Consider the following 26,960-nt stretch of genomic DNA (forward strand, 5'->3'; position numbering starts at 1 on the left):
CTCACCGTCCCGAACCCAGGTCGAAGACGATCCGGGCCTTCACGTCACCGCGCAGCACCTCGTCGATGCACTCGTTGACCGCGCTGAGCGGACGCGTCTCGTAGATGACCTTCGTGCGGCCGGCGGCGTGCAGCTGGAACACTTCGGCCAGGTCCTGCCGCGTGCCGACGATGGAGCCGATCACCGAAGTGCCGTTGAGGACGGTGTCGAAGATCGGGACCTGGATCGCGCCGTGGGCGGGCAGCGCCACCATGACGAGCTTTCCGCCGCGCCGCAGGCCCGAGTTGACGGCCTCGAACGCGGCCGGGTTCACCGCCAGGGCGATCGCCGCATGGGCGCCGCCGTGCTTCTTCAGCTCCGCCCCGACGTCCTGCTTGCGGGCGTCGATGACGATGTCGGCGCCGAGTTCGGTGGCGAGTTCGAGCTTGTCGTCGGTGACGTCGATCGCGGCCACCGTCGCACCGGCGATCTTCGCGTACTGCACGGCGAGGTGGCCGAGGCCGCCGACCCCGGAGACCGCCACCAGTTGGGCCGGCCGGACGTCTGCCACCTTGAGGGCCTTGTACGTGGTGACGCCCGCGCAGGTCAGCGGGGCGGCCTCGAAGGCGGAGACCCCCTCGGGCACCGGCTGGGCGAAGTCAGCCCAGGCCAGCATCTTCTCGGCGTACCCGCCGTCGCAGCCGTAGCCGGTGTTGATCTGCTGCTCGCACAGCGTCTCCCACCCGGACAGGCAGTGCTCGCACCGCCCGCACGCCTTGCCCAGCCACGGCACGGCGACCCGCTGTCCGACGGCCAGCTGGGTGACGCCCTCGCCCAGCTTCTCGACCAGGCCGACGCCCTCGTGGCCGGGGACGAAGGGCGGGTTGGGCTGGACCGGCCAGTCGCCGTGCGCGGCGTGGATGTCGGTGTGGCAGAGCCCGGAGGCTTCCAGGCGGATGCGGATCCGGCCGGGGCCGGGCTCGGGGTCCGGGCGCTCCTCGATGACCAGGGGATCGCCGAGGGCTCGTACGACCGCTGCCTTCATGATGTGTTCTCTCCTCGGGTATCGGCGCGTTCAGTCGTGGGCGACGACGGCGACGGGTGCGGTGGCGTGGTGGAGGACGGCGTGGGCGACCGGGCCGATGTGGGCCCCGAGGGCGGAGCGGCGGATGCGCCGGCCGACGACGACCAGGGAGGCCTGGTGGGAGGCGTCGATCAGGAGGACCGAGGGGCTGCCGGAACGGGACTCGGTGACGACCTCCACGTCGGGGTACTTCTGTCGCCAGGGCTTGACCGCCTCGGTCAGGGCGGCGGCGTCGCTCTGCGCCACCATCTGGGTGACCTGGGGGTCGGGGGCCATGCCGTAGGGGTAGTAGTAGGGCTCGTTCCAGCCGTGCAGCACCCGCAGTGGCACGCCCTGGCGGGCGGCGGCCTCGAACGCGAACTCGATCGGTGCCGCGTCCGGGTTGCGGGTGTCCAGTCCGAGCACGACGGGGCCGGACGGTGTGGCCGTGGCAGGGCTGCCCGCGCGGTTCTTCTCCTGCCGGTCGGCGGCCTGTTCGCCGGCGCGGACCAGCACGACGGGCCGTTCTGTGGACGCGACGACCGCGAGGCCGACCGAGCCGACCAGGAAGCCGCCGATCCCGCTGAGGCCGCGGGAGCCGAGGACGAGCAGTTCGGCGTCCTGGGCGGCGTGGACGAGGACTTCGGCGGGCCGTCCGGTGAGCTGTTCGGTGGTCACCTCGATGCCGGGGTGGCGCAGCCGCAGGTCCTCGGCGGACTTCCGCGGAATGCGCTCGGTCCAGTGCTGGTGCGTCTCGGCGCCGAGGAGCGGGGCCTGTGCCATGGGTTCCGGTACCGGCTCCCAGACGTGGACGAGCCGGACGGGCAGTCCGCGTGTCTCCGCCTCGCGGGCCGCCCACTCGGCGGCGGCCCGGCTCTCGACGGAACCGTCGAGGCCGACGGTGATGGTGCGGGGCATGATCTCCACCTCCTGAATCGGGGACTCCCGATTCCAGCGTCGTGTTGGGGGGTTGTTCGCGGCAGGTGCCGCCGGTCCTCCGGGTGGACCGATGGGCCCTGATCACCGCTCGCCGGGGCCGCCCGGAGGGCCCGTCCCGGCGTGGCGGGGGGTCAGCGCAGCCAGGCGTGGTCGCGGACGACGGGCAGTCCCGCCCACCACCGGCCCAGACCCCATGTGGTGCCGGCGCCGACGGCCGCGACGGCGATCAGCGCCACCGCGTAGATCAGGTGGTAGTCGGCGAACGGGTTCGTCGACATGCTCGGCGAGCCGTTGGCCAGGTGTCTGGCCGGCGGCCACTCGGCCATCCACATCAGCGCCATCATCGCGGTGCCCGCGACCGCGGCCGGCCGCAGCGCCACACCGGCCATGACGGCCACGCCGATGCCCAGCAGGCCGAGCATGAACAGCCAGTCGGCCCAGGTGTCACCGGCCCACGCGTGGAACGTGGACCGCATGGGCCCGGCGGCGACGGAGCTGAGGAAGCCCTTCGTCGGGGACCCGCCGTCGATCCAGCCCTTGCCGGACGCCGTGGCGTAGCCGAGGCCGAAGGTCTTGTCCAGGAACGCCCACAGGAAGACGAACCCGGTCAGGATGCGCAGGGACGCGAGGGCGCGGGCCTGGGCGGTGTGCGCTTCGATGCCCGCCGACACGGCGAGCGCGGAGCCGGTCCGGTTGCTGCGGAACGACAGACGGAAGCCGGGGCTGCGGTGGGAGTGCTCGTGCGCGGCCATGATGGTGGTCCCTTCTGGTCTGGCAGTTCAGGTCCTGGTTTCCTTGACGCCCCTTACTCTCGTGGCGTGCGCCGCCCGGCGCCGGATGCCGAAGGGCTCCGGCGGTGGGGCCCAACGTCCCTGCCCTCAGGGCCGGTTCGCGGTGAGCGGAGGGGGGCGTAGGACGCCGGGACCGGGCCGTTCAGCCGACCGTGAGATCGGGGCGGACCAGGGTGCCGGAGCGGCCGTGGACGATGTCGTACGCGGCGTCCAGCGCGCCGATCGCGGCCAGTCCTCCGGTGCGTTCCACGAAGCGGGCGGCGGCCTCGGTCTTGGGTCCCATGGAGCCGTCCGGGAAGCCGCCGTGGCGCAGGTCGGTGGGTGTGGCGTCGGGGACGGGCCGCTGGTCCGGTGTGCCGTACTGCTCGTAGACGCACGGCACGTCGGTGAGGATGAGGAGGAAGTCGGCTTTCAGGTCCTCGGCGAGCAGGGCGGCGGTGAGGTCCTTGTCGATGACGGCCTCCACGCCGGTCAGGGCGCCCGAGTCGTCGTCGGCGGTGACGGGGACGCCTCCCCCGCCGGCGCAGATCACCAGGGCGCCGGGACCGAGCAGTTCGTGGATGGTGTCGGTCTCCAGGATCCGTTCGGGCGACGGGGAGGGGACGACACGGCGCCAGCCGGTGGTGTCCCGGGCGATGTGCCAGCCGCGCTTGCGGGCCAGCTTCTCGGCCGTGGCTCGGGAGTAGACCTGGCCGACGAACTTCGTGGGCCGGGCGAACGCGGGATCGTCGGCCCGTACGAGGGTGTGCGTGACGAGGGCGGCGATCCGGTGCCCGGGCAGGGTGTCGTGCAGGGCGCGGGCCAGCAGGGAGCCGATCATGCCCTGGGTCTGCGCGCCGAGCAGGTCGAGCGGGTACGGGGCGCTGAGCACGGGGTCGGCCTCGCTCTCCAGGGCGAGCAGGCCGATCTGCGGGCCGTTGCCGTGCGTGATGACCAGCTCGTGTTCCTGGGCGAGGACGGCCAGGGCGCCGGCGACGGCATCGATGTTGGTCTGCTGCACGGCCGCGTCGGGGCGTTCGCCACGGTGCAGCAGGGCGTTGCCGCCGAGGGCGACGACGATGCGCATGGTTCAGTCCTCCAGGGTGGCGACGAGGACGGCCTTGATGGTGTGCAGGCGGTTCTCGGCCTGGTCGAAGACGAGGGAGGCGGGCGAGGAGAAGACCTCGTCGGTGACTTCAAGACCGGTCAGGCCGTAGGTGGCGAGCAGTTCCCGGCCGAGCCTGGTGCCCTCGTCGTGCAGGGCCGGCAGGCAGTGCATGAACTTGACGTCGGGGTTCTCGGTCGCCGCGAGCGTCTTGCCGTTGACCTGGTACGGCAGGAGCAGGTCGATCCGCTCGCGCCAGGTGTCGGCGGGCTCCCCCATGGACACCCAGACGTCGGTGTGCAGGAAGTCGGCGCCGCGCACGGCGCTCTCGACGTCTTCGGTGAGGGTGATGCGGGCTCCGCTTCGCCCGGCGAGCACCTGGCAGGTGGCGACCAGACCGCTGTCCGGCCACAGCGCACGAGGAGCGGCGATGCGCACGTCCATGCCCAGCAGCGCCCCCATGGAGAGCAGGGAGTTGCCCATGTTGTTGCGGGCGTCGCCGAGGTAGCAGTAGCTGATGTCGGTGAGCGGCTTGGTGCTGTGCTCGCGCATGGTGAGCATGTCGCACAGGCTCTGCGTGGGGTGGGCCGTGTCGGTCAGCCCGTTGTAGACGGGGACGCCGGCGTGGGCGGCGAGTTCGGTGACGATCGACTGGGCGGAGCCCCGGTACTCGATGCCGTCGAACATGCGGCCGAGGACGCGTGCGGTGTCGGCGACGGACTCCTTGTGGCCGACGTGGGTGTCGCCGGGGCCGAGGTAGGTGGTGGCGGCGCCCTGGTCGGCGGCGGCGACCTCGAAGGCGCAGCGGGTGCGGGTGGAGGTCTTCTCGAAGATCAGGGCGAGGTGCTTACCGGTGAGCCGGGGTTGTTCGGTGCCGGCGCGACGGGCCGCCTTCAGGTCGGCGGCGAGGTCGAGGAGGTGCTGGATCTCCCTGGCGGTGAAGTCGAGTTCGCTCAGGTAGGAGCGGCCTCGCAGGTCGATGGTCATGGTGGTGTCCTTACGGGGTCAGGCGGCCGGGTCGCGTTCGATGGGGCAGCTCATGCAGCGCGGGCCGCCCCGGCCGCGGCCGAGTTCGGCACCGGCGATGGTGACGACCTCGATGCCCTGCTTGCGCAGGTAGGTGTTGGTGGTGACGTTGCGCTCGTAGCCGACGACGACGCCGGGGGCGAGGGCGAGGAAGTTGCTTCCGTCGTCCCACTGTTCGCGCTCGGCGCCCCGGATGTCCTGCGGCGCGGAGAGCATGCGGACCTTGTCCAGGTCCAGGGCCTCGGCGAGCGCGGTGGCCAGATCGGAATTCGCGGTCACGTCGAAGCCCGTCTCGCGGGCGTCGCTGGGGCGCAGGGTCCAGGAGCGCAGGGAGTCGGCCAGGCCCGGGTAGACGGCGAAGGCGTCGCGGTCGAGCATGGTCAGTACGGTGTCGAGGTGCATGTAGGCGCGGGTGGCGGGCAGTTGGACCGCGATCAGCCGACTCGCCGTGCCGCTCGCGAACAAGCGGGCGGCCAGGTTCTCCACGGCCTGGGCGGTGGTGCGCTCGCCCATGCCGACCATGACGGCGCCGTTGCCGAGGACGTGTACGTCGCCGCCCTCCAGCGTGCCCACGGCACCGTCGAGCAGTGGCTGGGGCGCGACGCCCACGAACCTCGGGTGGAAGCGGTAGATCGCCTCCGCGTGGAGGCTCTCGCGGCGCCGGGCCGGCTTGGCCATCGGGTTCACGGAGAGTTTGTCGTACATCCAGCACGAGTTGTCGCGCGGGAAGAGGTGGTTGGGCAGCGGCGTGAGCGCGAAGTCGTCGGCGTCGAGCGCGCTCCACACCAGGCTGTGCGGGGCGGCCAGCGGCAGGTCGCTCTTGAGCAGCCCGCCGATGAGGTAGCCGGCGAGCGTCTCGCCGTCCAGCTCGGTGCACAGAGCGCGCACCGGGTCGATGAGGGCCGGCCCGACGACGGCCGGGGTGATGACCCGGTCGAGGAGCCATTCGCGGGCCTCGGGGACGTCGAGGGTCTGGGCGAGCAGGTCGGCGAAGTGGTGGACGCGGGCGCCGTGGTCGCGCAGGACCTGGGCGAAGGCGTCGTGCTCCTCGCGGGCGCGCTTGGCCCACAGGATGTCGTCGAAGAGCAGGGCGTCGACGTTGCGCGGGGTGAGGCGGGAGAGTTCGAGGCCGGGGCGGTGCAGGATCACCTGGCGCAGGCGGCCGACCTCGGAGTCGACGTGAAAGGTGTTCATCGCGGCAGTTCCTTCGAGCGGGTGGGTGGTCAGTCGCGGTGGCGGAGGTCGCCCAGCCTGCGGAACCCGCCGATGCGGCCGGTGCGCAGACCCCGGGAGAGCCGCCGGGCCGGTGCGGGCGTCTCGGGCGCCCGCTCCCGCTGGGACGGGATCGCCGCGTCCTGAGCGTCGGCCGTCCGGTCGCCGACGGCTTGACCACGCTTGAGCCAGACGTACACCGGCACACCCAGCAGCAGCACGAACAGGCCGTAGTAGACGGTCTGGTAGCCGCTGCCCTGGATCGACCAGTACGAGAAGGCGAGGGCGAGAGCGGCCACCGTGACGTCACGGGCGAATCGCCGGGGGTTCGGCTTCTCCCCGTCGCGCACGAGGAGCCAGTACAGCTGGGCGGCGGCGGAGAACAGATAGGGGATCACCGCGGTCAGCACGCTCAGCAGGACGATCTTGGTGAAGACGTCGTCGAAGCGTGTGTAGCTGAACACCGTGATGAGCGAGGCCAGCACGGTGGAGGCGACGATGCCGAAGGCCGGCACGTCGTTCTTGCCGCGCAGCCGGGCGAAGGCGCGCGGGAACAGGCCGTCGCGGGCTGCGGCGTACGGCATCTCGGCGCACAGCATGGTCCACCCGTTGAGGGCTCCGATGCCGGAGATGATCGCGGCGACGGCGACGATGTCACCGGCCCAGGTGCCGCCGAAGATGTTGTTCGCGGCGTCCGTGAACGGCGCGGTCGAGCCACCGAGCTTGCCGTGGGAGACGGTGCCGAAGACGGCGAGCGTGCCCAGGATGTAGATGACCGCGCACAGGAGGGTGCCGTAGACCGTCGCGCGCGGAACGTTGCGTCCCGGCTCCCGGACCCGCCCGGCGACCACCGCGGCCGCCTCCAGACCGAGGTAGCTGAACAGGGCGATGGCGCCGGCTGCCGAGATGGCGCCGAGGGCCGACTGCCCGCTGGCGTTGAACGGGCCGAAGTTGTGGGAGTCGACGAAGAGCAGCCCGACGGTGGCCATGAAGACGAGCGGGACGAACTTCAGCACGGTCGTGATGACCTGGAAGGCGCCCATGTTGCGCACACCGGTGAGGTTGATCGCGGCGGGGATCCACAGTCCGACGAGCGCGAGGAGCACCGAAATCCACTTGCTGTGACCGGTGTTGACGAACACCTCGACGTAGCCGACCCAGGCCACGACGATGGCCGCGTTGCCGGCCCACGCGGTGATCCAGTACGACCAGGCGTTGAGGAACCCGGCGAACTCGCCGAACGCCTCACGGGCGTAGACGTACGGGCCGCCGCTGGCCGGGACCCGCTGGGACAGCGCACCGAAGGTCAGCGCCAGCGCCAGGGCGCCGAGGGTGACGACGGCGAACGCGACGAGGGAGATCGGTCCGTAGGGGGCGAGGGCGGAGGGGAGCGCGAAGACTCCGGTGCCGATGATGCTGCCGATCACGAGCGCGGATGCGGCGGGAAGGCCGAGTGCCGCCGTCGGCGCCGTCCCCTTTCCGTCTCGTCTGGGTCCGGACATGGCGTACTCCTTGCGCAGTTCGTCAGGGTGAGTCGATCTGCTGACGATCTTTCTGCGCCCCGCCGCACAAGGTCAGTGGCCGCAAGGCCCCCGCTCCCGGCCCGATGGTCCCGCCCCCGAGGCCCGCCCAGCCCAGCACGCCCACGCGACGCGAGCGTGCCCGGCCGGTGCGACCGGCCGGGCACGCTTGTCACGCATCACGGCGAAGGGCGAAGGGCGTAGGGCGTAGGGCGCAACGGGGACGCGACGCCGAGTACGGCTCCACGGTCAGTGGCCGTCCTGCTTCTGCCGGTCCTGGACCTGCGCGGCGATCACGGCCGCCTGGACGCGGCGTTCCACCCCGAGCTTGGCGAGCAGACGGGAGATGTGGTTCTTCACGGTCTTCTCGGCCAGATACAGGCGCTGACCGATCTGCCGGTTGGTGAGGCCCTCGCCGATCAGGGCCAGGATCTCCCGCTCCCGGTCGGTCAGTCCGGGCAGCACGTCCGGCTCCTCCTCCTGCTGCCGGCCGCCGCGCAGCCGGGCCATCAGCTTGGTGGTGGCGCTCGCGTCGAGGAGCGACTGCCCGGCGGCCACGGTGCGCACGGCCGAGACCAGATCGGAGCCCTGGATCTGCTTCAGGACGTACCCGGAGGCACCCGCCATGATCGCGTCCAGCAGTGCTTCCTCGTCGTCGAAGGAGGTCAGCATCAGACAGGACAGCTCCGGCATGCGCGAGCGCAGCTCCCGGCAGACGCTCACTCCGTCGCCGTCGGGCAGGCGGACGTCCAGCACCGCGACCTGCGGGCGCAGCGCGGGGACGCGTACCAGGGCCTGCTCCGCCGAACCGGCCTCGCCGATCACCTCGATGTCCGGCTCGTCGTTCAGCAGGTCGCGCACGCCACGCCGTACCACCTCGTGGTCGTCCATCAGGAAGACCCGGATCGGGTTGTCGGGGCCGTGCTGCTCGCCGTCTGCCATCAATCGCTCCCTGTTCCGGGCGTACTTCACCGAGGTCCGTTCGTGGACGGTATCGGTCCACGTCGAGATCTTGCTCCCATCCCGGCGGAAGGACCAGGGCCGGACGGCCCAGTGTTCCCGCCCAGTCTTCCGTACCCGGAGCGGTCACGACGGTCACGTGGCGCGAGGGGAGGAGCCGGGCGGAGGGACCTTCGGTCCGCTCGCGGGGACCTGGCAGCCCTGGGCACGGGACGCACCGCGCAGAAGTCTGGAGCCGTCACCGACGATCAAGAAGGAGCGGATCGCATGACTGCCAAGGACACCGTGACACACGCCGACACCGCCGTCGCCGTACACGTGCGGAGCGAAGGGGATGTGGACGAGGAGGCACTGGCGTACGTCAGGACGAAGATCGACGCGGTCCTCGGCCGGCCGGGGATGCCTGCCGTCAGCGGCGAGGTGCGGATCGCCAGGGCATCTGCGCGCCACACGGAGCAACCCTGGTCGGCCGGGGCCGAGTTGGTCGTGGGGGACGTACGCGTGGTCGTGCACGCCCAGGAGGCGACGGCACACGAGCTGGCGGACCGGGTGCAGGACCGGCTGCGCGGTCAGCTGACCAAGGTGCTGCACCGCCGCGAGGCGGCCCGGAAGTCGGCCACTCCGCCTCCGTGGCGCGGCGGCCCGGCCGTGGACCGACGCGGTTAGGGCCGTCGGCGGCGGCCGGTCGACGTCCTCGGCCGGCCGCCGCCGAACCCCGTACCGCCTCACGTCCCACCCGCAGCCGTGCCGGTCAGGCCCGCCGGCAGGGACCATCGGTACCTGGGAGCGAAGGGCGCACCGCACGAGAGTCGAGGTGTGAGCGGCGGCGTTCCCCGAGGTGCCGGTCACACCCGCCCGCCGCCGGCCACACCCGGCGGCTCCGTCAAAGGGAGGCCCATCCCCATGTCCCGTCATGACGCCGGAACCGAGGCAGCCACCAGCGCCGGCGCACCCTCCGACATCGCCGTCGCGGTGGACCGGCTGGTCACCAACGGACTCAAGGCGCTCGCCGACTACGACGCCCTCACCCAGGAGCAGGTCGACCACATCGTCAAGAAGGCCTCGGTCGCCGCCCTGGACCACCACACCGCGCTGGCCCGGCTGGCCGTCGAGGAAACAGGGCGCGGGGTCTTCGAGGACAAGGCGGCCAAGAACATGTTCGCGTGTGAGCACGTCACGCACAGCATGGGCCGGATGAAGACCGTCGGCGTCATCGCCCGGGACGACATCGAGGACATGGTCGAGGTCGCCGAACCGGTCGGTGTCGTCTGCGCCGTCACGCCCGTCACCAACCCGACCTCCACCACCGTCTTCAAGGCCCTGATGGCGCTGAAGACGCGCAACCCCGTCGTGTTCGCCTTCCATCCCTCCGCCCAGCGGTGCAGTGCGGAGGCGGCCCGGATCGTCCGGGACGCGGCCGTCGCCGCCGGCGCGCCGGAGCACTGCGTGCAGTGGATCGAGACACCCTCCGTCGAGGCGACCGGCCTCCTGATGCGCCACCCCGGCATCTCGCTGATCCTCGCCACCGGAGGCAACGCCATGGTCAGGGCCGCCTACTCGGCGGGCAAGCCCGCCCTCGGGGTCGGCGCGGGCAATGTGCCGGCGTATGTGCACAAGAGCGCCAAGCTGCGCCGCGCCGTCAACGACCTCGTGCTGTCCAAGTCCTTCGACAACGGCATGATCTGCGCCTCCGAACAGGCCGTCATCCTGGACGCCGAGATCTACGACGCGGCTCTCGCCGAGTTCCACACGCTGCACGCCCATCTGGCGACCGCCGAGGAGAAGGCGAAGCTGGAGGCGTTCCTGTTCCCGGACGGCCGCGCGAACTCGGGCTGCGAGCCCAAGGTGAACGCCGCAGCCGTCGGCCAGAGCCCTGCGTGGATCGCCGAGCAGGCCGGTTTCACCGTGCCCGACGACACCTCGCTGATCCTCGTCGAGGTCGAACGGGTCGGCCCGGACGAGCCCTTGACCCGGGAAAAGCTCTGCCCCGTGCTCGCCGTGCTGCGGGCCGGGTCCGAGCAGCAGGGCTTCGACCTGGCCGCCGACATGGTCGCCTTCCACGGCCAGGGACACACTGCCGTCGTCCACACCGAGGACCCGGCGCTGGCGGAGGAGTACGGCAGGCGCATGAAGACCGTCCGGGTCATCGTCAACTCCCCGTCCTCGCAGGGGGCGATCGGTGGCATCTACAACAGTCTGCTGCCGTCCCTGACCCTCGGCTGCGGCTCCTGGGGCAGCACCTCGGTGTCCAACAACGTCTCCGCCGCCCAGCTGCTGAACATCAAGCGGGTCTCCAACCGCCGCAACAACCTGCAGTGGTTCAAGGTACCGCCGAAGATCTACTTCGAGCCGCAGTCCATCCGCTACCTGACCTCCATGCCGGACGTCCACCGCGTCACGGTCGTCACCGACGCGACCATGACCCGCCTCGGCTTCGTCGACCGGGTCAGCCGCGTCCTGCAGCGGCGCCACGAGCCCGTGACCGTGCAGATCATCGACAACGTGGAACCGGAGCCGAGCATCGACTCCGTCCAGCGCGGCGCCCAGCTCATGCGGGACTTCCGCCCGGACACCATCATCGCGCTCGGCGGCGGCTCCCCGATGGACGCGGCCAAGGTGATGTGGCTGCTCTACGAGCACCCGGACATCGACTTCGCCGACATGCGGCAGAAGTTCTCCGACATCCGCAAGCGCGCCTTCCGCTTCCCGCCGCTCGGCGTCCGCGCACGCCTGGTCTGCATTCCCACCACCTCCGGCACCGGAGCCGAGGTCACCCCCTTCGCGGTCATCTCCGACCCGGAGACCGGCAAGAAGTACCCGCTCGCCGACTACGCGCTCACCCCCAGCGTGGCCATCGTCGACCCGTTGCTCACCGCCGACCTGCCCCCGGCGCTGGCCGCCGACAGCGGCTTCGACGCGCTCACCCACGCCATCGAGGCGTATGTGTCCGTGTACGCCAACGACTTCACCGACGGTCTCGCCCTGCACGCGATCCGGCTGATCTTCGACAACATCGAAGCGGCGGTCAACGACCGCACCGACCGTCCTGACGCGCGGGAGAAGATGCACAACGCGGCCACCATCGCCGGCATGGCCTTCGGCAACGCCTTCCTCGGCATCGTGCACGCCATGTCCCACACGCTCGGTGCCACCTTCCACATCGCACATGGCCGTACCAACGCGGTCCTGCTGCCGCACGTCATCCGCTACAACGGCACCGTGCCGACGAAGCTGACCGGCTGGCCGAAGTACGAGAACTACCGGGCGCCGGAACGCTTCCAGGAGATGGCCCGCGCCCTCGGCCTGCCGGCTGCCACCGCGGACGAGGGCGTGGAGTCCCTCGCCCGTGCGGTCGAGCAGCTGCGCGACACCGTCGGCATCGAGCGGTCGTTCCGGGAACTGGGCGTCGACGAGCGGTCCTTCCTCGACGCACTGCCCCAGCAGGCGCTGAACGCCTACGAGGACCAGTGCGCGCCCGCCAACCCGCGGATGCCCATGCTCGACGACATGCAGAAGATCATGCGCACCGCCTACTACTGGGCGGTGTAAAGGGCCGAGCGGACGCACACCAGGGCCGAACGGCCCTGGTGTGGCGAGTCCCGGCGCGGTTTCAATGATCGGATGCGTCTGTCCGCGGCGTACGCTTCGGCGTTGCGCCGCGGACGCGCGTGCGTTCACCTCCCGGCACGTCGAGCAGAGACACACGGCAGTGAGCAACGAGACCGCACGGAAGCCCGCCATGACCGTCGACCGCACCCAGGCCCTTCCCGCCGAGCCGCGCCAGAGCATCGAGCTGGACCGCGACGAGGCGCTACGGCTGCTGGGCAGCGTCTCCTTGGGCCGGATCGTCTTCACCCGGCACGCACTGCCGACCGTGCGCCCGGTGAACCACGTCCTGGACGACGGCTGCATCGTCATCCGCACCCACGAAACCGCGGCCCTCACCTCACATGCACAGGAGGCCGACGGATCCGGCGTCGTCGTCGCCTATGAGGCCGACGTCATCGACCCGGACACCCACCTCGGCTGGAGTGTGGTGGTCACCGGTTACGCGCATCTGGTGACCGACCCGGATGAACTGGTTCGCTACCAGGGTCTGCTGGTGCCCTGGATGCAGCAGACCATGGACCACGCGGTCCGCATCCGCCCCGAACTGATCACCGGTATCCGTCTGACGGCCGCCGAGCGCGTGGCCGAAGCAGACAGCCCCACCGGCGACTCCTGACCGCAGTTCACCTGCCACAGGCAGCGTCGGCCATGCGTGCAACCGCCCGCCGGCCCACCGGCCGACGGGCGGTTCGCGGACGGGATCAGGCGTGCGGGACCACCGCCACCGGTGCCGAAGCGTGCTGCAGCACAGCCTGGGTGACCGGCCCGATCGCGGTACCGACAGGCATCCGGCGCTCGGCGCGGCCGACCACGACCAGGGACGCGTCGCCGGAGGCCTCGGCCAGGTGCGTCCCGGCCGTGCCGATCACGGCCTGCTCGGTCACCTCGACGCCGGGGAACTTCTCCCGCCAGGCTTCCAGCACTTCCGACAGGGTGCGCCCTCTTGCCACCCCGGGCTGTCCGGCCTCGGCGGCACCGACCTCGTCGTGGGCGTACGGCTCCGCGCTCCAGCCGTGGACGACGCGCAGCCTCGCCGCGCGGCGCGAGGCCGCGTCGAACGCGAACTCGAGCACCGCGTCGTGCGGATCCGACAGATCGAGGCCGAGGACCACGTCGGGGACGGTGGTGGCCTGCGGCACGGTGTCGTGGGCGCCGGTCCGGTGCTCGTCCTGGTGGGGTCCGCCCGGTACCAGGACGACGGGCCGCCGGCTGCGCGCGACGACGGCGAGGGCGACGGACCCGGCCAGAAGACCTGCGACCCCGCCCACCGGACCGGGCGAGCCGAGTACCACCAGCTCGGCACCCTCAGCCGCCGTGAGCAGCGCGGAGGCCGGCTCGGCGGCAACGCGGTCACCTTCGATCCGCAGGTCCGGGTGGCGGCGCGCGATCTTCGCCTCGGCTTCCCCCAGCGACCGGTCCGCGTCGGGAGACTGCCGTACGGCATGGACCAGACGCAGCGGAACGTCGCGGCGCCGGGCCTCCCGGGCGGCCCAGTCGGCGGCGGCGAGGGAGCCGGGCGAACCGTCCACGCCGACGATGATGGTGCGGGGCATGCTGATCTCCTTCTCGAATGTGAACTCACTGGGTGAACGGCGTCGGTGTCACCCACCGCTCGGCTCACAGTGCCCGCAGGCCGTGCTCCCTGAACTGCTCCCGCACCCGTTCCACCAGATTCAGGTCGGGCACAGGCGTGTCGCGCAGCGGGAAGTCGATGCGGAGGGCGTCGTACTTGTGGGCACCGAGTTTGTGGAACGGCAGGACGTCCACCCGGTCCACGTTGCCGAGCCCGGCCAGGAAGGCACCGAGGCCGTCCACCGCGGACGGGTCGTCGGTCCAGCCGGGGACGAGGACGTAGCGGATGTGCACGGGGACGCCGAGCCGGTCCAGGCGGGTGGCGAAGGTGAGCGTGGGGGCCAGCCGGCCACCGGTGAGCTTGCGGTAGGTGGGGACGTCGAACGACTTGATGTCCAGCAGCACCAGGTCCGTGTCGGCGAGGAGTCGGTCGGAGGCCCGCTCGCCCAGGAAGCCGGAGGTGTCCAGCGCGGTGTGCAGTCCGGCCTCCTTGCAGCGGTGCAGGACGGAGCCGGTGAACGCGGGCTGGAGCAGCGGCTCCCCGCCGGTGATCGTCACCCCTCCCCCGGCGGTGGTCACGAAGCTCCGGTACTTCTCGATCTCGGCCATGACCTGGTCGACCGATGTCTCCCGGCCGTCCCGCATGTGCCAGGTGTCGGGGTTGGCGCAGTACAGGCAGCGCAACGGGCAGCCGCTGACGAACAGCACGAACCGGGTCCCGGGACCGTCCACGCCGGTGGACAGGTCCCAGGAGTGGATCCGGCCGGTCACCGCCGGCGCCGTCGTACCCTTCACAGCGACCCGTGGAAGGTGCGGCTGATCACGTCGAGCTGCTGCTCACGGGTCAGGCGGACGAAGTTGACGGCGTATCCGGAGACCCGGATGGTCAGATCCGGGTACTTCTCCGGGTGTTCCATGGCGTCTTCCAGGGTGGCCCGGTCCAGCACGTTGACGTTCATGTGGAAGCCGCCCGCGGCCATGTAGCCGTCGAGGATGCCGACCAGGTTGCCCGCGCGTTCCGCGGGGTCGTGGCCGAGCCCCTCGGGCGTGATCGTCGTGGTCAGGGAGATCCCGTCCCGGGCCTGCTCGTACGGCAGCTTCGCCACCGACAGCGCCGAGGCGACGACGCCGTGCCGGTCCCGGCCGTTCATCGGGTTGGCGCCGGGCGCGAAGGGCTGACCGGCGCGCCGGCCGTCGGGGGTGTTGCCGGTGTGCTTGCCGTAGACCACGTTGGAGGTGATGGTCAGCACCGACTGGGTGTGTTCGGCGCCCCGGTAGGTGGGGTGCTTGCGCACCTTCGCCATGAACGACTCGACCAGGTCGACGGCGAGCGCGTCGGCGCGGTCGTCGTTGTTGCCGTACGCGGGGAACTCGCCCTCGGTCTCGTAGTCCACGGCGAGCCCGGTCTCGTCCCGGATCACCTTCACCCGGCCGTACTTGACGGCGGACAGGCTGTCCACGGCGACCGACAGGCCGGCGATGCCGCAGGCCATGAAGCGGTGGACCGGGTGGTCGTGCAGCGCCATCTCGATGCGCTCGTAGGCGTACTTGTCGTGCATGTAGTGGATGACGTTGAGCGCGTCGACATACGTCTCGGCCAGCCAGTCCAGCATCTTGTCGTACGCCGCCGACAGCTCGTCGTAGTCCAGGTACTCGCCGGTGAGCGGGGACATCTCGGATGCGATCTGCTCGCCGGTCAGCTCGTCCCGGCCGCCATTGACGGCGTACAGCAGGGCCTTGGCGAGGTTGACCCGGGCGCCGAAGAACTGCATCTGCCTGCCCACCGCCATGGCGGACACGCAGCAGGCGATGGCGGTGTCGTCGCCGGTGCGGGGGCGCATCAGGTCGTCGGACTCGTACTGGATGGAGCTGGTGTCGGTGGAGACCTGGGCGCAGAACCGCTTGAACCCTTCGGGCAGTCGCGGCGACCACAGCACGGTCAGGTTCGGCTCCGGTGCGGGCCCGAGGTTGTAGAGGGTCTGCAGGAAGCGGAAGGAGGTGCGGGTGACCAGCGGTCGGCCGTCGGCGCCGATGCCGCCGATGGACTCCGTCACCCAGGTGGGGTCGCCGGAGAAGAGGGCGTCGTACTCGGGGGTGCGCAGGAACCTGACGATCCGCAGCTTGATCACGAAGTCGTCGATCAGCTCCTGGGCCCGGACCTCGTCGATGCGGCCCTCGTCCAGGTCCCGCTGGAGGTAGACGTCCAGGAAGGTCGAGGTGCGGCCCAGCGACATCGCGGCGCCGTTCTGCTCCTTCACGGCGGCCAGGAAACCGAGGTAGAGCCACTGCACGGCCTCCTGCGCGGTGGCGGCCGGCCGGGACACGTCACAGTTGTACGACGCCGCCATCCGCGTCAGCTCACCCAACGCGCGGATCTGCTCGGCCAGTTCCTCGCGGTCGCGGATGACGTCCGGGGTGGAGGGCTGGGCGTCCAGCAGGGCGCGTTCGGCCCGCTTGGCCTCGATCAGCCGGTCGGTGCCGTAGAGCGCGACGCGCCGGTAGTCGCCGATGATCCGGCCCCGGCCGTAGGCGTCGGGCAGCCCGGTGATGATGCCGGCCTTGCGGGCGGCGCGCATCTGCGGGGTGTAGGCATCGAAGACGCCGTCGTTGTGGGTCTTGCGGTAGGTCCCGAAGACCTTGGTCACGAACGGGTCGGGTGCGTAGCCGTACGCCTTCAGCCCGTTCTCGACCATCCGCAGGCCGCCGTTCGGCATGATCGCCCGCTTCAGCGGGGCGTCGGTCTGCAGCCCGACGATCAGCTCACGTTCCCGGTCGATGTAGCCGGGCGCGTGCGCGGTGATCGTGGAAGGGGTGGCGGCGTCCACGTCGAGGATGCCCTTGCGGCGCTCCTCGGGGAACAGGGCGCTGACCTTGCGCCATACGCAGAGGGTGCGCTCGGTCGGGCCGGCCAGGAACTCGGGACCGCCCTCGTACGGCGTGTAGTTGGCCTGGATGAAGTCACGCACGTCGACACTCTCGCGCCACCGCGGTCCGGCGAAACCCCGCCAGGCCTCGGTGGGTGCGGCCACGTCTGGGTGGGGTGCCACGGTCATCTCTGCCTCCATCGTTCGCGACACCGCTCAGGGAAGGTCCCGTGGGCGGCTCCACCGACGATGCTCCTCGCCCGTCACCGCGGGAGGCAGGGCCTGCGGGAGCCCGTTGCCCTGCCGTCCGACCCCACCGTCGTAGGGACGTTCGGTCCCGGTGGTGAGAGGCGATGCGCGGGCGTCAGGCCGACAGGGGCACGCCGTACATGGTCCGGCCGCCGACGAGTTCACGCCCGGTGACCAGTTCGGGGTCGATACGGACGATGACCTCGTCGGGCGACGGCGCCCAGGAGCATGGGGACATCCGCTCAAGGCGTTCCAGTTCCGGCCCGTCGGTCACGATCTCGGCCCGGCCGGTGACGACGACACTCCAGCCGGCCTGCCGTGCCACGTCGACCGCGTCCGCCTCGAACGCGACGACCGCACCGTCGACCGCGCGGGCCGGCTCGGACGCCGCCGACGTGCGCAGCAGGACCGCTCCGTCCGTGTCCAGGCCGAAGTTGACCGGCACCACCGCGGGCAGGGCCTGCCGCGTGTAGACGAGCCGGCCCACGGGTGCTGTCGCGAGCATGCGCAGGCACTCGGCGCGACCGAGTTCGCGGAATCCGTCGTTGGGGTGCATGAGTCAGCCCTCCCTCGACCGGTACACGGGTTCCGTCCATGCTGAGCCCGGCCGCCACCGTGGGTGAGTGCCACCCGTCCCGCCCTGACCGGAGAGTGGCCCACGCAAGCATGCCGTTCACCGGGGGTCGAACGGCCCTTCCGGCCGGGCCCTGGATCCGGCTTTCCTCTGACCATGGCCGAAACCCTCGTCAGGGCGTGAGGAAGTGTCTTCCTGGGCAGATCACCCGCCCGCCCGAGCAGTCTCGCCACCGACCGGCAGGGGTACGGTCCACTCCAGAAGCGTGCCGGAAGGGTCACGGCGAGCGACGTCGAAGGTACCGCCGAGTTCCTCGGCACGGCTACGCAGGTTCGCCAGCCCGCTGCGGCGAGTCACGGCCGGGTCGACGCCGCGTCCGTTGTCGGCGACGGTCAGCCGCAGCGTCCGGTCAAAGGCTTCGGCGGTGACCTCCACCGTCGTGGCCTCGGCATGCCGGGCCGCGTTGGTCAGGGCTTCGCGCAGGACCGCGAGGAGGTGGCCCGCGTGCGTGGCGGGCACGTCGGTGTCCAGCAGACCGGTCATGCGCAGAGCCGGGGTGAAGCCGAGGACCCGAGTGGCTTCGTCCGTAAGACCGAGCAGCTGGGCGCGCAGTCCACCGGATCGCTCCTGCCGGCCGCGGTGCTGCAGGCCGAAGATGGTCGAGCGGATGATCTTGATCGTGTCGTCCAGGTCGTCCACGACCCGCTGGATGCGCTCGACAGCGGTGGGCTGGTCGCGCACGTGGCCGAGCACGGCTTGGAGCGTCAGTCCGTCCGCGAAGAGACGTTGGATGACCTGGTCGTGCATGTCGCGGGCGATGCGGTCGCGGTCACCGAGCAGCGTGAGCTGTTCGGATTCCCGACGGTGCTCGGCGATCTTCAGCACCAGGGCCGCCTGATCGGCAAAGGTGAGGACCATGTCGAAGGCCGCGTCACTGAACGAGGGTCTGCCGGGCACATTGGCCACCAGCAGCACACCACGTACCCCCTCGCTGTCCCCTACGGGCACGAAGAAGGCAGGACCCAGGCGCACCGCGGAGGCGCTGCCACCCGCTCCTCGGGGGTCGTCGCTGAGGGTCTCACTCGTGATCGGCTCTCCGGTGGTGAACACCTTCGCCGCCAGGGTGGTCGCCGGCAGCGCCAGGCCGAGCACCTCGTCGGCCCGCTCGCCGGCCGCGGCCTCCACGATCAGATCCGAGCCCTCCCGCACGGGCCGGGCCAGGGTCACCAGGTCGCTCTCGGTCATCTGCCGGACCGTGTCGGCCAGGGACCGCAGGATCTCCTCGGGCGGTGTCCCCGACAACAGAGCACGGGTCATGTCCGCGCTGGCGGACAGGCGACGCTCGCGATGGCGGCTGCCGTCGTACAGGCGGGCGTTGTCGATCGCCACGCCCGCGGCTGCGGCCAGGCTCTGCAGCACCACCTCGTCGTCGGCGTCGAAGGCCAGACCGCCACGCTTGTCCGTCAGATAGAGGTTGCCGAACACCTTCCCACGCACCTGAACGGGGGCGCCCAGGAACGTACGCATGGGCGGATGTCCCGGCGGGAAACCCACCGACGCCGAGTGCTCCCCGAGATGGTCCAGCCGCAGCGGCTGGGGTTCCCGGATCAGCAGGCCCAGAATGCCGCGCCCCTCGGGGTAGTGGCCGACCTTCGCGATCGCCTCCTCGTCCATGCCGACCGTGATGAACTGCCGGATCGTACCCTCTTCGCCCAGCACGCCCAGCGCGCCATAGGTGGCGTCCACCAGATCGACGGCCGACTGCACGATCCGTCGCAGCAGATCCTCCAGATCGAGGTCGCTGCCGATCGCCATCACGGCATCCAGCAATGTGTGCATGCGGTCCCGACCACCGCGGACCCGCTGTACATGCTCCTGCAGCTCGCTCAGGAGCGCATCCATCCGCAACGGCGATACCGCGCCGGAACGCTCGGCTCCAAACCGCTCGTCCGTGCCGGTGCCCTCGTCGTCTTCGCTGACCATGGGAGACAGCATGCCCGAACGGCCCTACCGAAAGACAGCCCGCCCTGCTAGGGGCAGGGCTCAGTGGCAGGCGACACCATCTCCCGGCCGGTGACCAATTCCGGCTCGATGCGGATGAAGACCTCCTTCGACGCCGTCGCCGCCCAGGAGACAGGGCCGGTACGGGCCAGGCCTTCGTGCTCGGCGGGGTCGGTCACCACCGTGGCCGAGCCTGTGATGACTACGCTCCACCCTGACCGCCGGGCCGTGTCGACGTCATCGGCCTCGAAGGCGACCACTGCCCCGTCGACAGCGCGGACCAGGTCCGAAGCTGCGGAAGTGCGCACCACCACAGCACCATCGGCTTCGAGGCGGAAGCTGACCGGCGACACGGCAGGGAGGGCCTGGCGCGTGTAGACGATGCGACCGACGGGTGCCTTGGCCATCAGCCGCAGGCACTCGTGCCGCGCAAGTTCGCGGAAGCCGTCATCGGGGAACATCGGTCAGTCTGTCCTCAGCCATTGGGTGCGGCGGTACTTCGTTCTTTCACCTTGCGCCGGATGACGCCCGGGGATCAGGGCCCATGGGTCCCGACGGTGCCGGAGAGCGACCCTGAGGCAACCGGAAGCGCCGCCGGCTCACTACCCTGCGGGGACCGGGACGAACGGACCAGGCGCGGCTGCGAGCAGGTCCGGAAAGCCCCTCCACGACGGCCTGGTCGGCCCATGCCGCGGCTCGCTTCCGGCTGTCATCTTCATGGGCAGTGCGATGACGGCGCGAGGGAGGGTCATGAACGGCAACCGGCGTACCAAGAAGATGCTTTGGCGATGGCGGAACAATCCCCTACGGCGGCATGGCGACATCGTCGAGGCGTGGGTGGTACTGACCATATGGGTGGTTGTCGCCGTGGGAGGCACCGTCGTCGGCCTGCTGACAGCCCACTCGGCCAGTGAGGTGTTCACCCGGCAGCGACTGGAGCGACATCCCGTGCACGCCGTGCTCCTCACCGACGTACCTCGAAAGCCGACGGGGAGCTGGACCACGATCGACAAGATCTCCACGCGAGTACGGTGGACGGCGCCCGACGGATCCGTCCACACCGACAAGGCCCTGGTGAACACCGGTCTCAAGGCCGGATCCGGGGTCCTGGTCTGGACGGACGACAGGGGTCAGGTCGTCACGGAGCCGCCGAGTCCCTCCGAGGCGGCCGCGGAAGCCGGTCTCCTGGCCACCGGGGCCGTACTGGCCTTCGCCGGCCTCGCCCTCGGCGTTGGAGGCCTCGCGCGGTGGAAGCTCGAACGGCAACGCATCGAGCAGTGGGACAGGGAATGGGAACTTGTCGGCCCGCAGTGGGGCCACAAAACTGGATGAGCCGCGCCGAATGACGGCTATGGGATGGCTTCTCACTCTCAGGATGAGTGTCGGTAGCGGGTGGCGACCGCGGTGGCGCGGTGGTACAGGAAGGTGCGCAACGATTGCGGGGCCAGCGCTTCCGCGTCCGTGCTGAGCTGCCACAGCGCCCATTCGGCGTGTCGTGAATCTTGGAAGGTGACCTCCAGCCGCAGCCAGCCGTCTGCGTCGGGGTCTTCTGCGCGGACGGCCAGCGCGGTGTCCAGCAGGTCCTCCCGCCGCGCCGGGTTGACCCGCACCAGCACGGTGATGTGGTCGCCGCCGGAGAGGAACTGCGCGGAGCGTTCCCGCCAGATCCGGTCCAGGTCAACCCGGTTCGGTCGCTGCGCCGCTTCGGGGAGTTCCTCGGCGGCCAGCACCCGCGACAGCCGGTAGGTGCGGTCCGCGCCTGATCTTGTGGCCAGCAGGTATCCCCGGTCGCGTACGGTGACCAGGCCGATCGGGTCCACCGTGCGCCACTGCGGTGCCTGGCCCGTAGCCGCGTAGTGGATGCGCAGCTTGTGTCCGGCGAGCACCGCGCGCCGGATCTCGATCATTGTGGTGTCGGGTATCTCCGCAGTGGCCGGCCGGCGTGAGAGCAGGTCGGTCTCCGGGTCGACGAGAAATCGCTGGGTCGCGTCGCTCGCGGTGGCCCGGTGGCTTTCGGGCAGCGCGTCGACCACTTTGCGCATGGCCGAGGCGAGCGCCGAGCCGAGGCCGAACACCTGCTCGCCGCGCCCCGATCCGGCGGTCAGCAAGGCAAGGGCCTCGTCGTGGTTCAGTCCGGCGAGCTCGGTCCGGAAACCGGGCAGCAAGGCGAAACCGCCGTGCCGCCCGCGTTCGGCGTAGACCGGGACACCGGCCGCGGACAGCGCCTCGATGTCGCGCAGCACGGTGCGGGTGGATACCTCCAGCTCGCGGGCCAGCTCGTCCGCAGTCAGCCGACCCCGGTGGCGCAGCAGCAGCACCAGCGAGAACAACCGGTCGGCGCGCATACGAAAACTGTAACGGAATACATGACTGAGGATGTCGTGATTTCTTGGGAGGCTCATGATCGCGACGTCCGAACCGGCGGCGAGCGAGCCCACGGACGTGCGAACTGCCAATGAATCGAATCGAGTTGGGGTGGCAATGGAACGAGCGGCGGTCAACCCGGTGCCGTGGTCGGTGGAGATGGGATTCAACCAGGGGGAGGTCGTCTCCGGACACACACGGACCCTGTACATCTCGGGGCAGACCGCGATGAGCGGCGACGGCAAGCCCCTGCATGACGATGACATGGCGGCGCAGTTGAAGCTGAGCATCGACAACGTGGAGGCCGTGCTCGGCGAGGCCGGCATGTCCTTCGCGAACCTCGTCCGGCTCAACGTCTACACGACCGACGTCGATCTGCTCTTCCAGCACTACGGCGTGCTGGCGGCGCGGTTGGGCGCCGCGGGGGTGGCGCCGACCACCACGATGCTCGAGGTGAAGCGACTGGCGATCCCCGGCCAGATGGTCGAGCTCGAGGGAACCGCCGTCGCGTGATGCGACCTCGGCTGGTCGTGCTGGTTCAACCGGCACGACCAGCCGGGCAGGTGAGTGTTTTCCGCACCCTGACGACAGCGGCAATACCTCTACCCGCCGCGGACTGCGCGGCGGAGTTTGGTGAGACGCTCGTGCAGGGTGCGTTCCCCGCCGTGCTGCGTGGGGCGGTAGTAATCCTTCCCCACCAGTTCGTCCGGCGGGTACTGCTGCTCCAGGACTCCGTCGGACGTGCGGTGGGGGTAGCGGTAGCCGACGGCGTTGCCCAGCTCCGCGGCGCCTGCGTAGCGTCCCTGTCGCAGGTGAGCGGGTACCTCACCGACGGCGCCCGCCCGGACGTCGGCCATGGCCTCGTCCATCCCGACGATCACCGAGTTCGACTTCGGCGCCAGGGCCAGATGCACGGTGGCCTGCGCCAGGGCGAGGCGGGCCTCGGGCATCCCGATCAGCTGGACCGTCTGCGCCGCGGCGACGGCGGCCTGCAGCGCTGTGGGGTCGGCCAGCCCGACGTCCTCACTGGCGTGCACCAACAGCCGCCGCGCGACGAACCGCGGGTCCTCCCCAGCCACGAGCATGCGGGCCAGGTAGTGCAGCGCGGCGTCGGGGTCCGAGCCGCGGATCGACTTGATGAACGCGCTGATGACGTCGTAGTGCTGGTCACCCTGCCGGTCGTAGCGCACGGTGGCCTGGGCGACGGCCCGCTCCACGGCCGGCACGTCAATCACCTTGCCACCCGTGTCAGCCACCCCGTCGGCGCTCGCCTCCAGCGCGGTCAGCGCGCTACGGGCATCGCCGGCGGCAAGGCGCACCAGGGCGTCCTCGGCCTCGGCCGACAGCGAGACCGAACCGTCGAGGCCGCGCTGATCCGTCACCGCCCGCCGCAGCAGTTCGCGGACCTCGTCCTCGCGCAGAGACCGGAGCTGCAACACCAGCAACCGCGAGAGCAGCGGAGAGACCACCGAGAAGGACGGGTTCTCCGTGGTGGCAGCAACGAGCAGCACAAGCCTGTCCTCGACAGCCCCGAGCAACGCATCCTGCTGGGTCTTGGAGAAGCGGTGGACCTCGTCGATGAACAGCACGGTCTGCCGGTTGTGACGATGGTGGCGATGGCGCGCGTCGTTGATCACCTCGCGCAGTTCCTTGACTCCGCTGGACAGCGCCGAGAGGGCGACGAAGTACCGGGTGGCGCCGGTGGCGAGCAGACGCGCAATCGTGGTCTTGCCGGTGCCTGGCGGACCGTAGAGCAGCACCGACGCCGCATCCCCGCCCTCCACCAGCCGCCGCAGCGGCGCGCCGGGGCTCAGCAGGTGTGACTGCCCGACGACCTCATCGAGCGCGCGCGGCCGCATCCGCACCGCCAACGGCGCGGTGGCCCGCGCGGGTTCAGCGGGCGGGGTGTCGGACGTCGGCAACTCGAACAGCCCCTCCCCCTCGGCAGTCATCACTCCCCCCGTCCATCGACACAGAGCACACCTTGGTGTCGGAGTCGGCTGCGCGTCCGAGGTTCTCGGTCGCCTCGTCCTGACCCGGTCCGAATGATGGGTCGGTAACTCATGAAAAGGACCCTACGTCCTGTGGTTCTCGGCACCTACGCGTACAGCGTTCCCCGGGCGACGACGACGGCGGATCCCGCCACCTGGACCGACTCGATCCGTTGCGGCGTCCCCATGGCCCGGGCCCGCATCGTCGAAGGACGGCCGATCTCGACACCCTGCTGGATCTCGATCCACTCCCCGAAGGGAATCAGTCCGTGCCGGGCCAGGTGTACCGCGAGCGCACCAGCAGCCGAGCCGGTGGCCGCGTCCTCCACCACGCCATAGGCGGGCGAGAACATCCGCAGCCGCCATCGTGAGCCCGAACCCGCGAAGCAGTTGGCGGCCATGTCGGGCAGCCTGGCGAGAATCCTCTGGTCCGGCTCCAGACCTGAGAGCGCAGCCACGCTGTCGAGGCCGACGAACACGTGCCGCGGTCCGTTGCAGTAGACCTCGACCGGCAGGGTGCAGGCGGAGGTCGCCAGGTCGAGACCGGCGAGCAACTCGTCCGCACGGTCGTAGAGTTCCCACGTCGGGACGGGTTGCCACATGCGAGCCGCGCCGACCGCGCCGTCGCCGGCCCGCTCGAGATCGAACGCCACGGTGCCCATGGCGGTCTCCATGCGGATCGTCTCCGCCGTCTTCAACTCGCCGAGCACGATGGCAGTACCCAGGGTCGGATGCCCGGCGAACGGCAACTCGTTCACCGGGGTGAAGATTCGGACCCGCACATCACCGTCGGCTTCCGCGGGAAGGACGAAAACGGTCTCCGACAGGTGCATCTCCTGCGCGATCTGCTGCATTCGCTCGGGGGAGATGCGGGAGGAATCCACGAAGACCGCGGTCGGATTTCCTTCCAGCGCGACGTCGGTGAAGACGTCGGCCACCACGTACTCATATGTACCCATGGGTTCCCGTTCTCGAAGTGGGGAGTCGGTCGGTGGACACGTGTCGGGTCAGTGGGTGTCGAACAGGGTCTGGTATCGAGCGACTGCCTTTTCTGTGGCGGCACGCTCGTCGGAGGTCGGGTTGAACGGATCTGCGGCAGGGGGCAGGGCACCGAGTTTGAGCAGCGCGGCCATGAGAAGCATGCGCGCTTTGGTGGCTGTGAGGTTGTTGCCCGAGATGAACGTCGGGTCGGTCCGGTACGCCATGCCTCCGGTGTTGCCACGGCCGGTGCGGACCACCGGCATGCCGGCGAAGATGGCGACGCTCAATGCCGCGTTCCTGGTCGGGTCGGCCATCCCGAACGGCGACATGCCTTCACATACGAAACCGGCCAGTGGCGCGCCGGCGAGATTGGCCTTGATCCGTGCGAAGATCTCGACCTCGTCGTCAGCGGTGGGCGGACTGTCGGTGCCGGTCCGTGTTGCCGCGTACCGGGTGTACTTGGTGATCGTGACGTGCGGCATGGCGGTGGGTACGAGTCCGTCGGCGTCCTTGGTCGAGACGTCGGCCAAGGACACGCCCGTGTCCAATGTCCCAGCGACGCCGGGCACCCGCTCGGGGAGCACGGTGAGGCGTAGCTCCGAGCAATGTGTGTGGCGACGGACCGGGAGGTACGTGAGTTGAGGGGGGCCGTAGCCACCCAGGTCGGCAACGACTCCTCCATGACCGCCGGTGACTTCGTAACCGCCCGGTCGGGCGTCGACCTTGGTCACGTCCCGGGCCGAGTAGACGAGTTCATCGACGATCACGCAGGCACCGACGCGGTCTTCGCCCCGCTCGTTCAGGGCGACACCCGACGCGATGTACTTCACGCCATCCACCACGTTGCGGTCGCCGTCGGCGCTCAACGACTGGTGACGGCGTTGAGCCGCGTGTCCGACGAGTGGCACTGTCGTGTCGACCACCAGTCCGAGCCAGTACAAGGTCTCCTCGACAGTCGGACTCCCCTCGAGCCATTGGACGCCGGCGTACTTTCCCGTGGCGAGGACGGCCTGGACCTGGTTGGTCGCCTCGGCGAGGTTCGTCAGGCCGGGTTCGCTCTGCAGGTGGTAGGGGTAGTAGACGAAGAAGTCCTGCCCATGGCGCTCGGAATCGGGGTCTGCGGTGTATCCGCCCGACGGAGCAGCGCGGAAGAAGTCGAAGTCGGCGCTTGACCACAGCTCGACGGGCGTGCCGTGGTCGGCAAGGCCGAACCGCTCGATCTCCTCGTAGAAGCGGCGAGCGTCGGGGTAGAACGTCTGCCGAGCGGCTCCCGGTGGTGCGAACGGTGTCGTCGAGGTTTCCTCCCAAGGGGATCCATTCGCCTGTCTGGCCATGTAAGGGAGGGGATAGAGACCGTCGGCGGGATCGAGTTCGACGACATACACCGGTGTGGCGTCGTCGAAAGGCTGCTCCTGGTGGAAGTTGCCGTCTTTGTCGAGCCAGCCGTCCGGAGGGGCGTACAAGCCGGCCGCATCTCGTTCGAGTGGGTGCGCGCTGAACGCCTCGATGTAGACCGTCACAGGTGCTGCGAGCCGCTGAGGGCGCAGGACGTCGAAGTGAGAGGGGCGTAGCGGGAGACCGTGGCGTGTGCGTGCCTTGTTCGATGTGATCAGGTCTGGTGTGTTCAGAATCGTCGCCGTCGGCCCGGCGAACACCGCGATCCGCGGTCGCGGCGCGCCGCCCGGAAGGATTTCGCCTGTCACAATGGCCGCAGGTGCTCGATCGTGACGTGGTGCCATTCGGTCAGCCGCTGGGCGACCAACGATCGGTGGCAGGCCTCGGGGTCGCGCTCGACACAGAAGAGCGCCGCGGTTCCGTCGCTCGGCAGCGCCGACACGATCGGCGCGAGGTCGGCGTGGTCGAGGATCTCGCTCGTGTAGCGGCGGGTGTACTCGGCAGCGAGTTCGCGGCGGGAGCGTTTGCCGACCCCGAGGCGGTCGTCCTCGGCGTACTGGAGCTGACGCAGCTCGGTGGTCGGGGCGAGTTCCCGGTGGTGTTCGTAGGCGATCCCGGCATCGGCGAGGGCCGCCTGCAGCCGGCGTGAGTTCGCCCAGGCGTAGTCGGGTCCGCGGACGCCGCGGCGCTGACGTACGTCGAGCAGCAGACGAACGTTCGCCCGCTGTAGTTGTTGCAGGTAGGAATCGCCGTCGAAGCCATAGACGCCGATTGTTGCCATCTTGC

24 protein-coding genes are annotated in these 26,960 nt (G+C 70.2%); 5 read left to right on the plus strand and 19 right to left on the minus strand.

From position 1 onward, the window contains the following. Nucleotide 1 precedes the first annotated feature (1 nt). The 8 genes from adhP to ACFY3C_RS01215 all read right to left on the minus strand — a co-directional run bounded on the left by adhP (nt 2) and on the right by ACFY3C_RS01215 (nt 8,556). Complete coding sequence (gene adhP, locus ACFY3C_RS01180) at nt 2-1,024, minus strand: alcohol dehydrogenase AdhP (protein ID WP_386576690.1); 1,023 nt, start codon at nt 1,022-1,024, stop codon at nt 2-4. Nucleotides 1,025-1,054: 30 nt separating this feature from the next. Beyond that, entirely contained in the window at nt 1,055-1,960 is a 906-nt protein-coding gene (locus ACFY3C_RS01185; protein WP_390769233.1) for a universal stress protein, read from the minus strand. A gap of 152 nt (nt 1,961-2,112) precedes the next feature. Continuing rightward, nucleotides 2,113-2,733, minus strand: coding sequence for a hypothetical protein (locus tag ACFY3C_RS01190; RefSeq protein ID WP_390769234.1), 621 nt, complete (start codon nt 2,731-2,733; stop codon nt 2,113-2,115). 181 nt (nt 2,734-2,914) lie between these two features. Beyond that, on the minus strand, nt 2,915-3,838 hold the full coding sequence (locus tag ACFY3C_RS01195) for a carbamate kinase (protein WP_390769235.1): 924 nt from the start codon (nt 3,836-3,838) through the stop codon (nt 2,915-2,917). A gap of 3 nt (nt 3,839-3,841) precedes the next feature. Beyond that, entirely contained in the window at nt 3,842-4,843 is a 1,002-nt protein-coding gene (gene argF, locus ACFY3C_RS01200; protein WP_386576694.1) for an ornithine carbamoyltransferase, read from the minus strand. Nucleotides 4,844-4,861: 18 nt separating this feature from the next. Then, nucleotides 4,862-6,076, minus strand: coding sequence for an arginine deiminase (locus ACFY3C_RS01205; RefSeq protein ID WP_390769236.1), 1,215 nt, complete (start codon nt 6,074-6,076; stop codon nt 4,862-4,864). Between the two features lie 29 nt (nt 6,077-6,105). Then, complete coding sequence (locus ACFY3C_RS01210) at nt 6,106-7,596, minus strand: APC family permease (protein WP_390769237.1); 1,491 nt, start codon at nt 7,594-7,596, stop codon at nt 6,106-6,108. Nucleotides 7,597-7,863: 267 nt separating this feature from the next. After that, nucleotides 7,864-8,556, minus strand: a complete 693-nt coding sequence (locus tag ACFY3C_RS01215; protein WP_389172323.1) for a response regulator — start codon at nt 8,554-8,556, stop codon at nt 7,864-7,866. A gap of 285 nt (nt 8,557-8,841) precedes the next feature. Between ACFY3C_RS01215 and ACFY3C_RS01220 the strand changes: the two genes are divergently transcribed. The 3 genes from ACFY3C_RS01220 to ACFY3C_RS01230 all read left to right on the plus strand — a co-directional run bounded on the left by ACFY3C_RS01220 (nt 8,842) and on the right by ACFY3C_RS01230 (nt 12,799). Beyond that, a complete protein-coding gene (locus tag ACFY3C_RS01220) occupies nt 8,842-9,240 on the plus strand; it encodes a hypothetical protein (RefSeq protein ID WP_390769238.1) in 399 nt (132 codons plus the stop codon). Nucleotides 9,241-9,477: 237 nt separating this feature from the next. After that, nucleotides 9,478-12,123, plus strand: a complete 2,646-nt coding sequence (gene adhE, locus ACFY3C_RS01225; RefSeq protein WP_390769239.1) for a bifunctional acetaldehyde-CoA/alcohol dehydrogenase — start codon at nt 9,478-9,480, stop codon at nt 12,121-12,123. Between the two features lie 190 nt (nt 12,124-12,313). After that, complete coding sequence (locus ACFY3C_RS01230; RefSeq protein WP_390769535.1) at nt 12,314-12,799, plus strand: pyridoxamine 5'-phosphate oxidase family protein; 486 nt, start codon at nt 12,314-12,316, stop codon at nt 12,797-12,799. A gap of 85 nt (nt 12,800-12,884) precedes the next feature. Here the strand turns inward: ACFY3C_RS01230 and ACFY3C_RS01235 are convergent, their stop codons facing one another. From ACFY3C_RS01235 to ACFY3C_RS01260, 6 genes are all read right to left on the minus strand, one after another. Then, nucleotides 12,885-13,736, minus strand: a complete 852-nt coding sequence (locus ACFY3C_RS01235; protein ID WP_390769240.1) for a universal stress protein — start codon at nt 13,734-13,736, stop codon at nt 12,885-12,887. A gap of 64 nt (nt 13,737-13,800) precedes the next feature. Further along, nucleotides 13,801-14,550: a pyruvate formate-lyase-activating protein gene (gene pflA / locus ACFY3C_RS01240; RefSeq protein WP_390769241.1), complete on the minus strand. Its 750-nt coding sequence runs from the start codon at nt 14,548-14,550 to the stop codon at nt 13,801-13,803. Continuing rightward, nucleotides 14,547-16,808 (minus strand): formate C-acetyltransferase, encoded by a 2,262-nt coding sequence (gene pflB / locus ACFY3C_RS01245; protein ID WP_390769242.1) that lies wholly within the window; start codon nt 16,806-16,808, stop codon nt 14,547-14,549. The genes pflA and pflB overlap by 4 nt, the downstream gene beginning before the upstream one ends. Nucleotides 16,809-16,983: 175 nt before the next feature. Beyond that, nucleotides 16,984-17,424 (minus strand): pyridoxamine 5'-phosphate oxidase family protein, encoded by a 441-nt coding sequence (locus ACFY3C_RS01250; RefSeq protein WP_390769243.1) that lies wholly within the window; start codon nt 17,422-17,424, stop codon nt 16,984-16,986. A 222-nt stretch (nt 17,425-17,646) separates the two neighbouring features. Next, complete coding sequence (locus ACFY3C_RS01255) at nt 17,647-19,425, minus strand: GAF domain-containing protein (RefSeq protein WP_390769244.1); 1,779 nt, start codon at nt 19,423-19,425, stop codon at nt 17,647-17,649. Between the two features lie 47 nt (nt 19,426-19,472). After that, entirely contained in the window at nt 19,473-19,904 is a 432-nt protein-coding gene (locus ACFY3C_RS01260) for a pyridoxamine 5'-phosphate oxidase family protein (protein WP_390769245.1), read from the minus strand. Between the two features lie 289 nt (nt 19,905-20,193). On the opposite strand from ACFY3C_RS01260, the gene ACFY3C_RS01265 reads away from it, so the two are divergent. Beyond that, nucleotides 20,194-20,775 (plus strand): hypothetical protein, encoded by a 582-nt coding sequence (locus ACFY3C_RS01265; protein WP_386576707.1) that lies wholly within the window; start codon nt 20,194-20,196, stop codon nt 20,773-20,775. Nucleotides 20,776-20,813: 38 nt separating this feature from the next. Here ACFY3C_RS01265 and ACFY3C_RS01270 read toward each other — a convergent pair whose 3' ends face one another. After that, nucleotides 20,814-21,788 carry a helix-turn-helix transcriptional regulator gene (locus tag ACFY3C_RS01270; RefSeq protein ID WP_386576708.1) on the minus strand — a complete coding sequence of 325 codons (975 nt, stop codon included), beginning with the start codon at nt 21,786-21,788 and terminating at the stop codon, nt 20,814-20,816. A gap of 136 nt (nt 21,789-21,924) precedes the next feature. Here ACFY3C_RS01270 and ACFY3C_RS01275 point away from each other — a divergent pair, with 136 nt between their 5' ends. After that, nucleotides 21,925-22,320, plus strand: coding sequence for a RidA family protein (locus ACFY3C_RS01275; RefSeq protein WP_386576943.1), 396 nt, complete (start codon nt 21,925-21,927; stop codon nt 22,318-22,320). Between the two features lie 89 nt (nt 22,321-22,409). On the opposite strand, the gene ACFY3C_RS01280 is transcribed toward ACFY3C_RS01275, so the two are convergent. The 4 genes from ACFY3C_RS01280 to ACFY3C_RS01295 form a co-directional block, all read right to left on the minus strand. Continuing rightward, a complete protein-coding gene (locus tag ACFY3C_RS01280; RefSeq protein ID WP_390769246.1) occupies nt 22,410-23,759 on the minus strand; it encodes a replication-associated recombination protein A in 1,350 nt (449 codons plus the stop codon). A 146-nt stretch (nt 23,760-23,905) separates the two neighbouring features. Further along, complete coding sequence (locus ACFY3C_RS01285; protein ID WP_390769247.1) at nt 23,906-24,739, minus strand: PhzF family phenazine biosynthesis isomerase; 834 nt, start codon at nt 24,737-24,739, stop codon at nt 23,906-23,908. Between the two features lie 66 nt (nt 24,740-24,805). Beyond that, nucleotides 24,806-26,482: an asparaginase domain-containing protein gene (locus ACFY3C_RS01290; RefSeq protein WP_390769248.1), complete on the minus strand. Its 1,677-nt coding sequence runs from the start codon at nt 26,480-26,482 to the stop codon at nt 24,806-24,808. Then, nucleotides 26,479-26,955, minus strand: a complete 477-nt coding sequence (locus ACFY3C_RS01295) for a DUF488 family protein (RefSeq protein ID WP_386576712.1) — start codon at nt 26,953-26,955, stop codon at nt 26,479-26,481. The genes ACFY3C_RS01290 and ACFY3C_RS01295 overlap by 4 nt, the downstream gene beginning before the upstream one ends. Between the last annotated feature and the right edge of the window lie 5 nt (nt 26,956-26,960).

The sequence above is a fragment of the Streptomyces sp. NPDC001410 genome (assembly GCF_042895235.1).
GTDB lineage: Bacteria > Actinomycetota > Actinomycetes > Streptomycetales > Streptomycetaceae > Streptomyces.

Bases quoted from the DNA above. Each gene is read 5' to 3' on its own strand.
- ACFY3C_RS01215 (WP_389172323.1), bottom strand. From the start codon at position 8,556: ATGGCAGACGGCGAGCAGCACGGCCCCGACAACCCGATCCGGGTCTTC.
- ACFY3C_RS01250 (WP_390769243.1), bottom strand. From the start codon at position 17,424: ATGCACCCCAACGACGGATTCCGCGAACTCGGTCGCGCCGAGTGCCTG.
- ACFY3C_RS01260 (WP_390769245.1), bottom strand. From the start codon at position 19,904: ATGTTCCCCGATGACGGCTTCCGCGAACTTGCGCGGCACGAGTGCCTG.
- ACFY3C_RS01270 (WP_386576708.1), bottom strand. From the start codon at position 21,788: ATGCGCGCCGACCGGTTGTTCTCGCTGGTGCTGCTGCTGCGCCACCGG.
- ACFY3C_RS01205 (WP_390769236.1), bottom strand. From the start codon at position 6,076: ATGAACACCTTTCACGTCGACTCCGAGGTCGGCCGCCTGCGCCAGGTG.
- argF (WP_386576694.1), bottom strand. From the start codon at position 4,843: ATGACCATCGACCTGCGAGGCCGCTCCTACCTGAGCGAACTCGACTTC.
- pflB (WP_390769242.1), bottom strand. From the start codon at position 16,808: ATGACCGTGGCACCCCACCCAGACGTGGCCGCACCCACCGAGGCCTGG.
- ACFY3C_RS01190 (WP_390769234.1), bottom strand. From the start codon at position 2,733: ATGGCCGCGCACGAGCACTCCCACCGCAGCCCCGGCTTCCGTCTGTCG.
- ACFY3C_RS01210 (WP_390769237.1), bottom strand. From the start codon at position 7,596: ATGTCCGGACCCAGACGAGACGGAAAGGGGACGGCGCCGACGGCGGCA.
- ACFY3C_RS01295 (WP_386576712.1), bottom strand. From the start codon at position 26,955: ATGGCAACAATCGGCGTCTATGGCTTCGACGGCGATTCCTACCTGCAA.
- ACFY3C_RS01220 (WP_390769238.1), top strand. From the start codon at position 8,842: ATGACTGCCAAGGACACCGTGACACACGCCGACACCGCCGTCGCCGTA.
- ACFY3C_RS01195 (WP_390769235.1), bottom strand. From the start codon at position 3,838: ATGCGCATCGTCGTCGCCCTCGGCGGCAACGCCCTGCTGCACCGTGGC.
- ACFY3C_RS01230 (WP_390769535.1), top strand. From the start codon at position 12,314: ATGACCGTCGACCGCACCCAGGCCCTTCCCGCCGAGCCGCGCCAGAGC.
- ACFY3C_RS01265 (WP_386576707.1), top strand. From the start codon at position 20,194: ATGAACGGCAACCGGCGTACCAAGAAGATGCTTTGGCGATGGCGGAAC.
- ACFY3C_RS01275 (WP_386576943.1), top strand. From the start codon at position 21,925: ATGGAACGAGCGGCGGTCAACCCGGTGCCGTGGTCGGTGGAGATGGGA.
- adhP (WP_386576690.1), bottom strand. From the start codon at position 1,024: ATGAAGGCAGCGGTCGTACGAGCCCTCGGCGATCCCCTGGTCATCGAG.
- ACFY3C_RS01255 (WP_390769244.1), bottom strand. From the start codon at position 19,425: ATGGTCAGCGAAGACGACGAGGGCACCGGCACGGACGAGCGGTTTGGA.
- ACFY3C_RS01235 (WP_390769240.1), bottom strand. From the start codon at position 13,736: ATGCCCCGCACCATCATCGTCGGCGTGGACGGTTCGCCCGGCTCCCTC.
- ACFY3C_RS01185 (WP_390769233.1), bottom strand. From the start codon at position 1,960: ATGCCCCGCACCATCACCGTCGGCCTCGACGGTTCCGTCGAGAGCCGG.
- ACFY3C_RS01280 (WP_390769246.1), bottom strand. From the start codon at position 23,759: ATGACTGCCGAGGGGGAGGGGCTGTTCGAGTTGCCGACGTCCGACACC.
- adhE (WP_390769239.1), top strand. From the start codon at position 9,478: ATGTCCCGTCATGACGCCGGAACCGAGGCAGCCACCAGCGCCGGCGCA.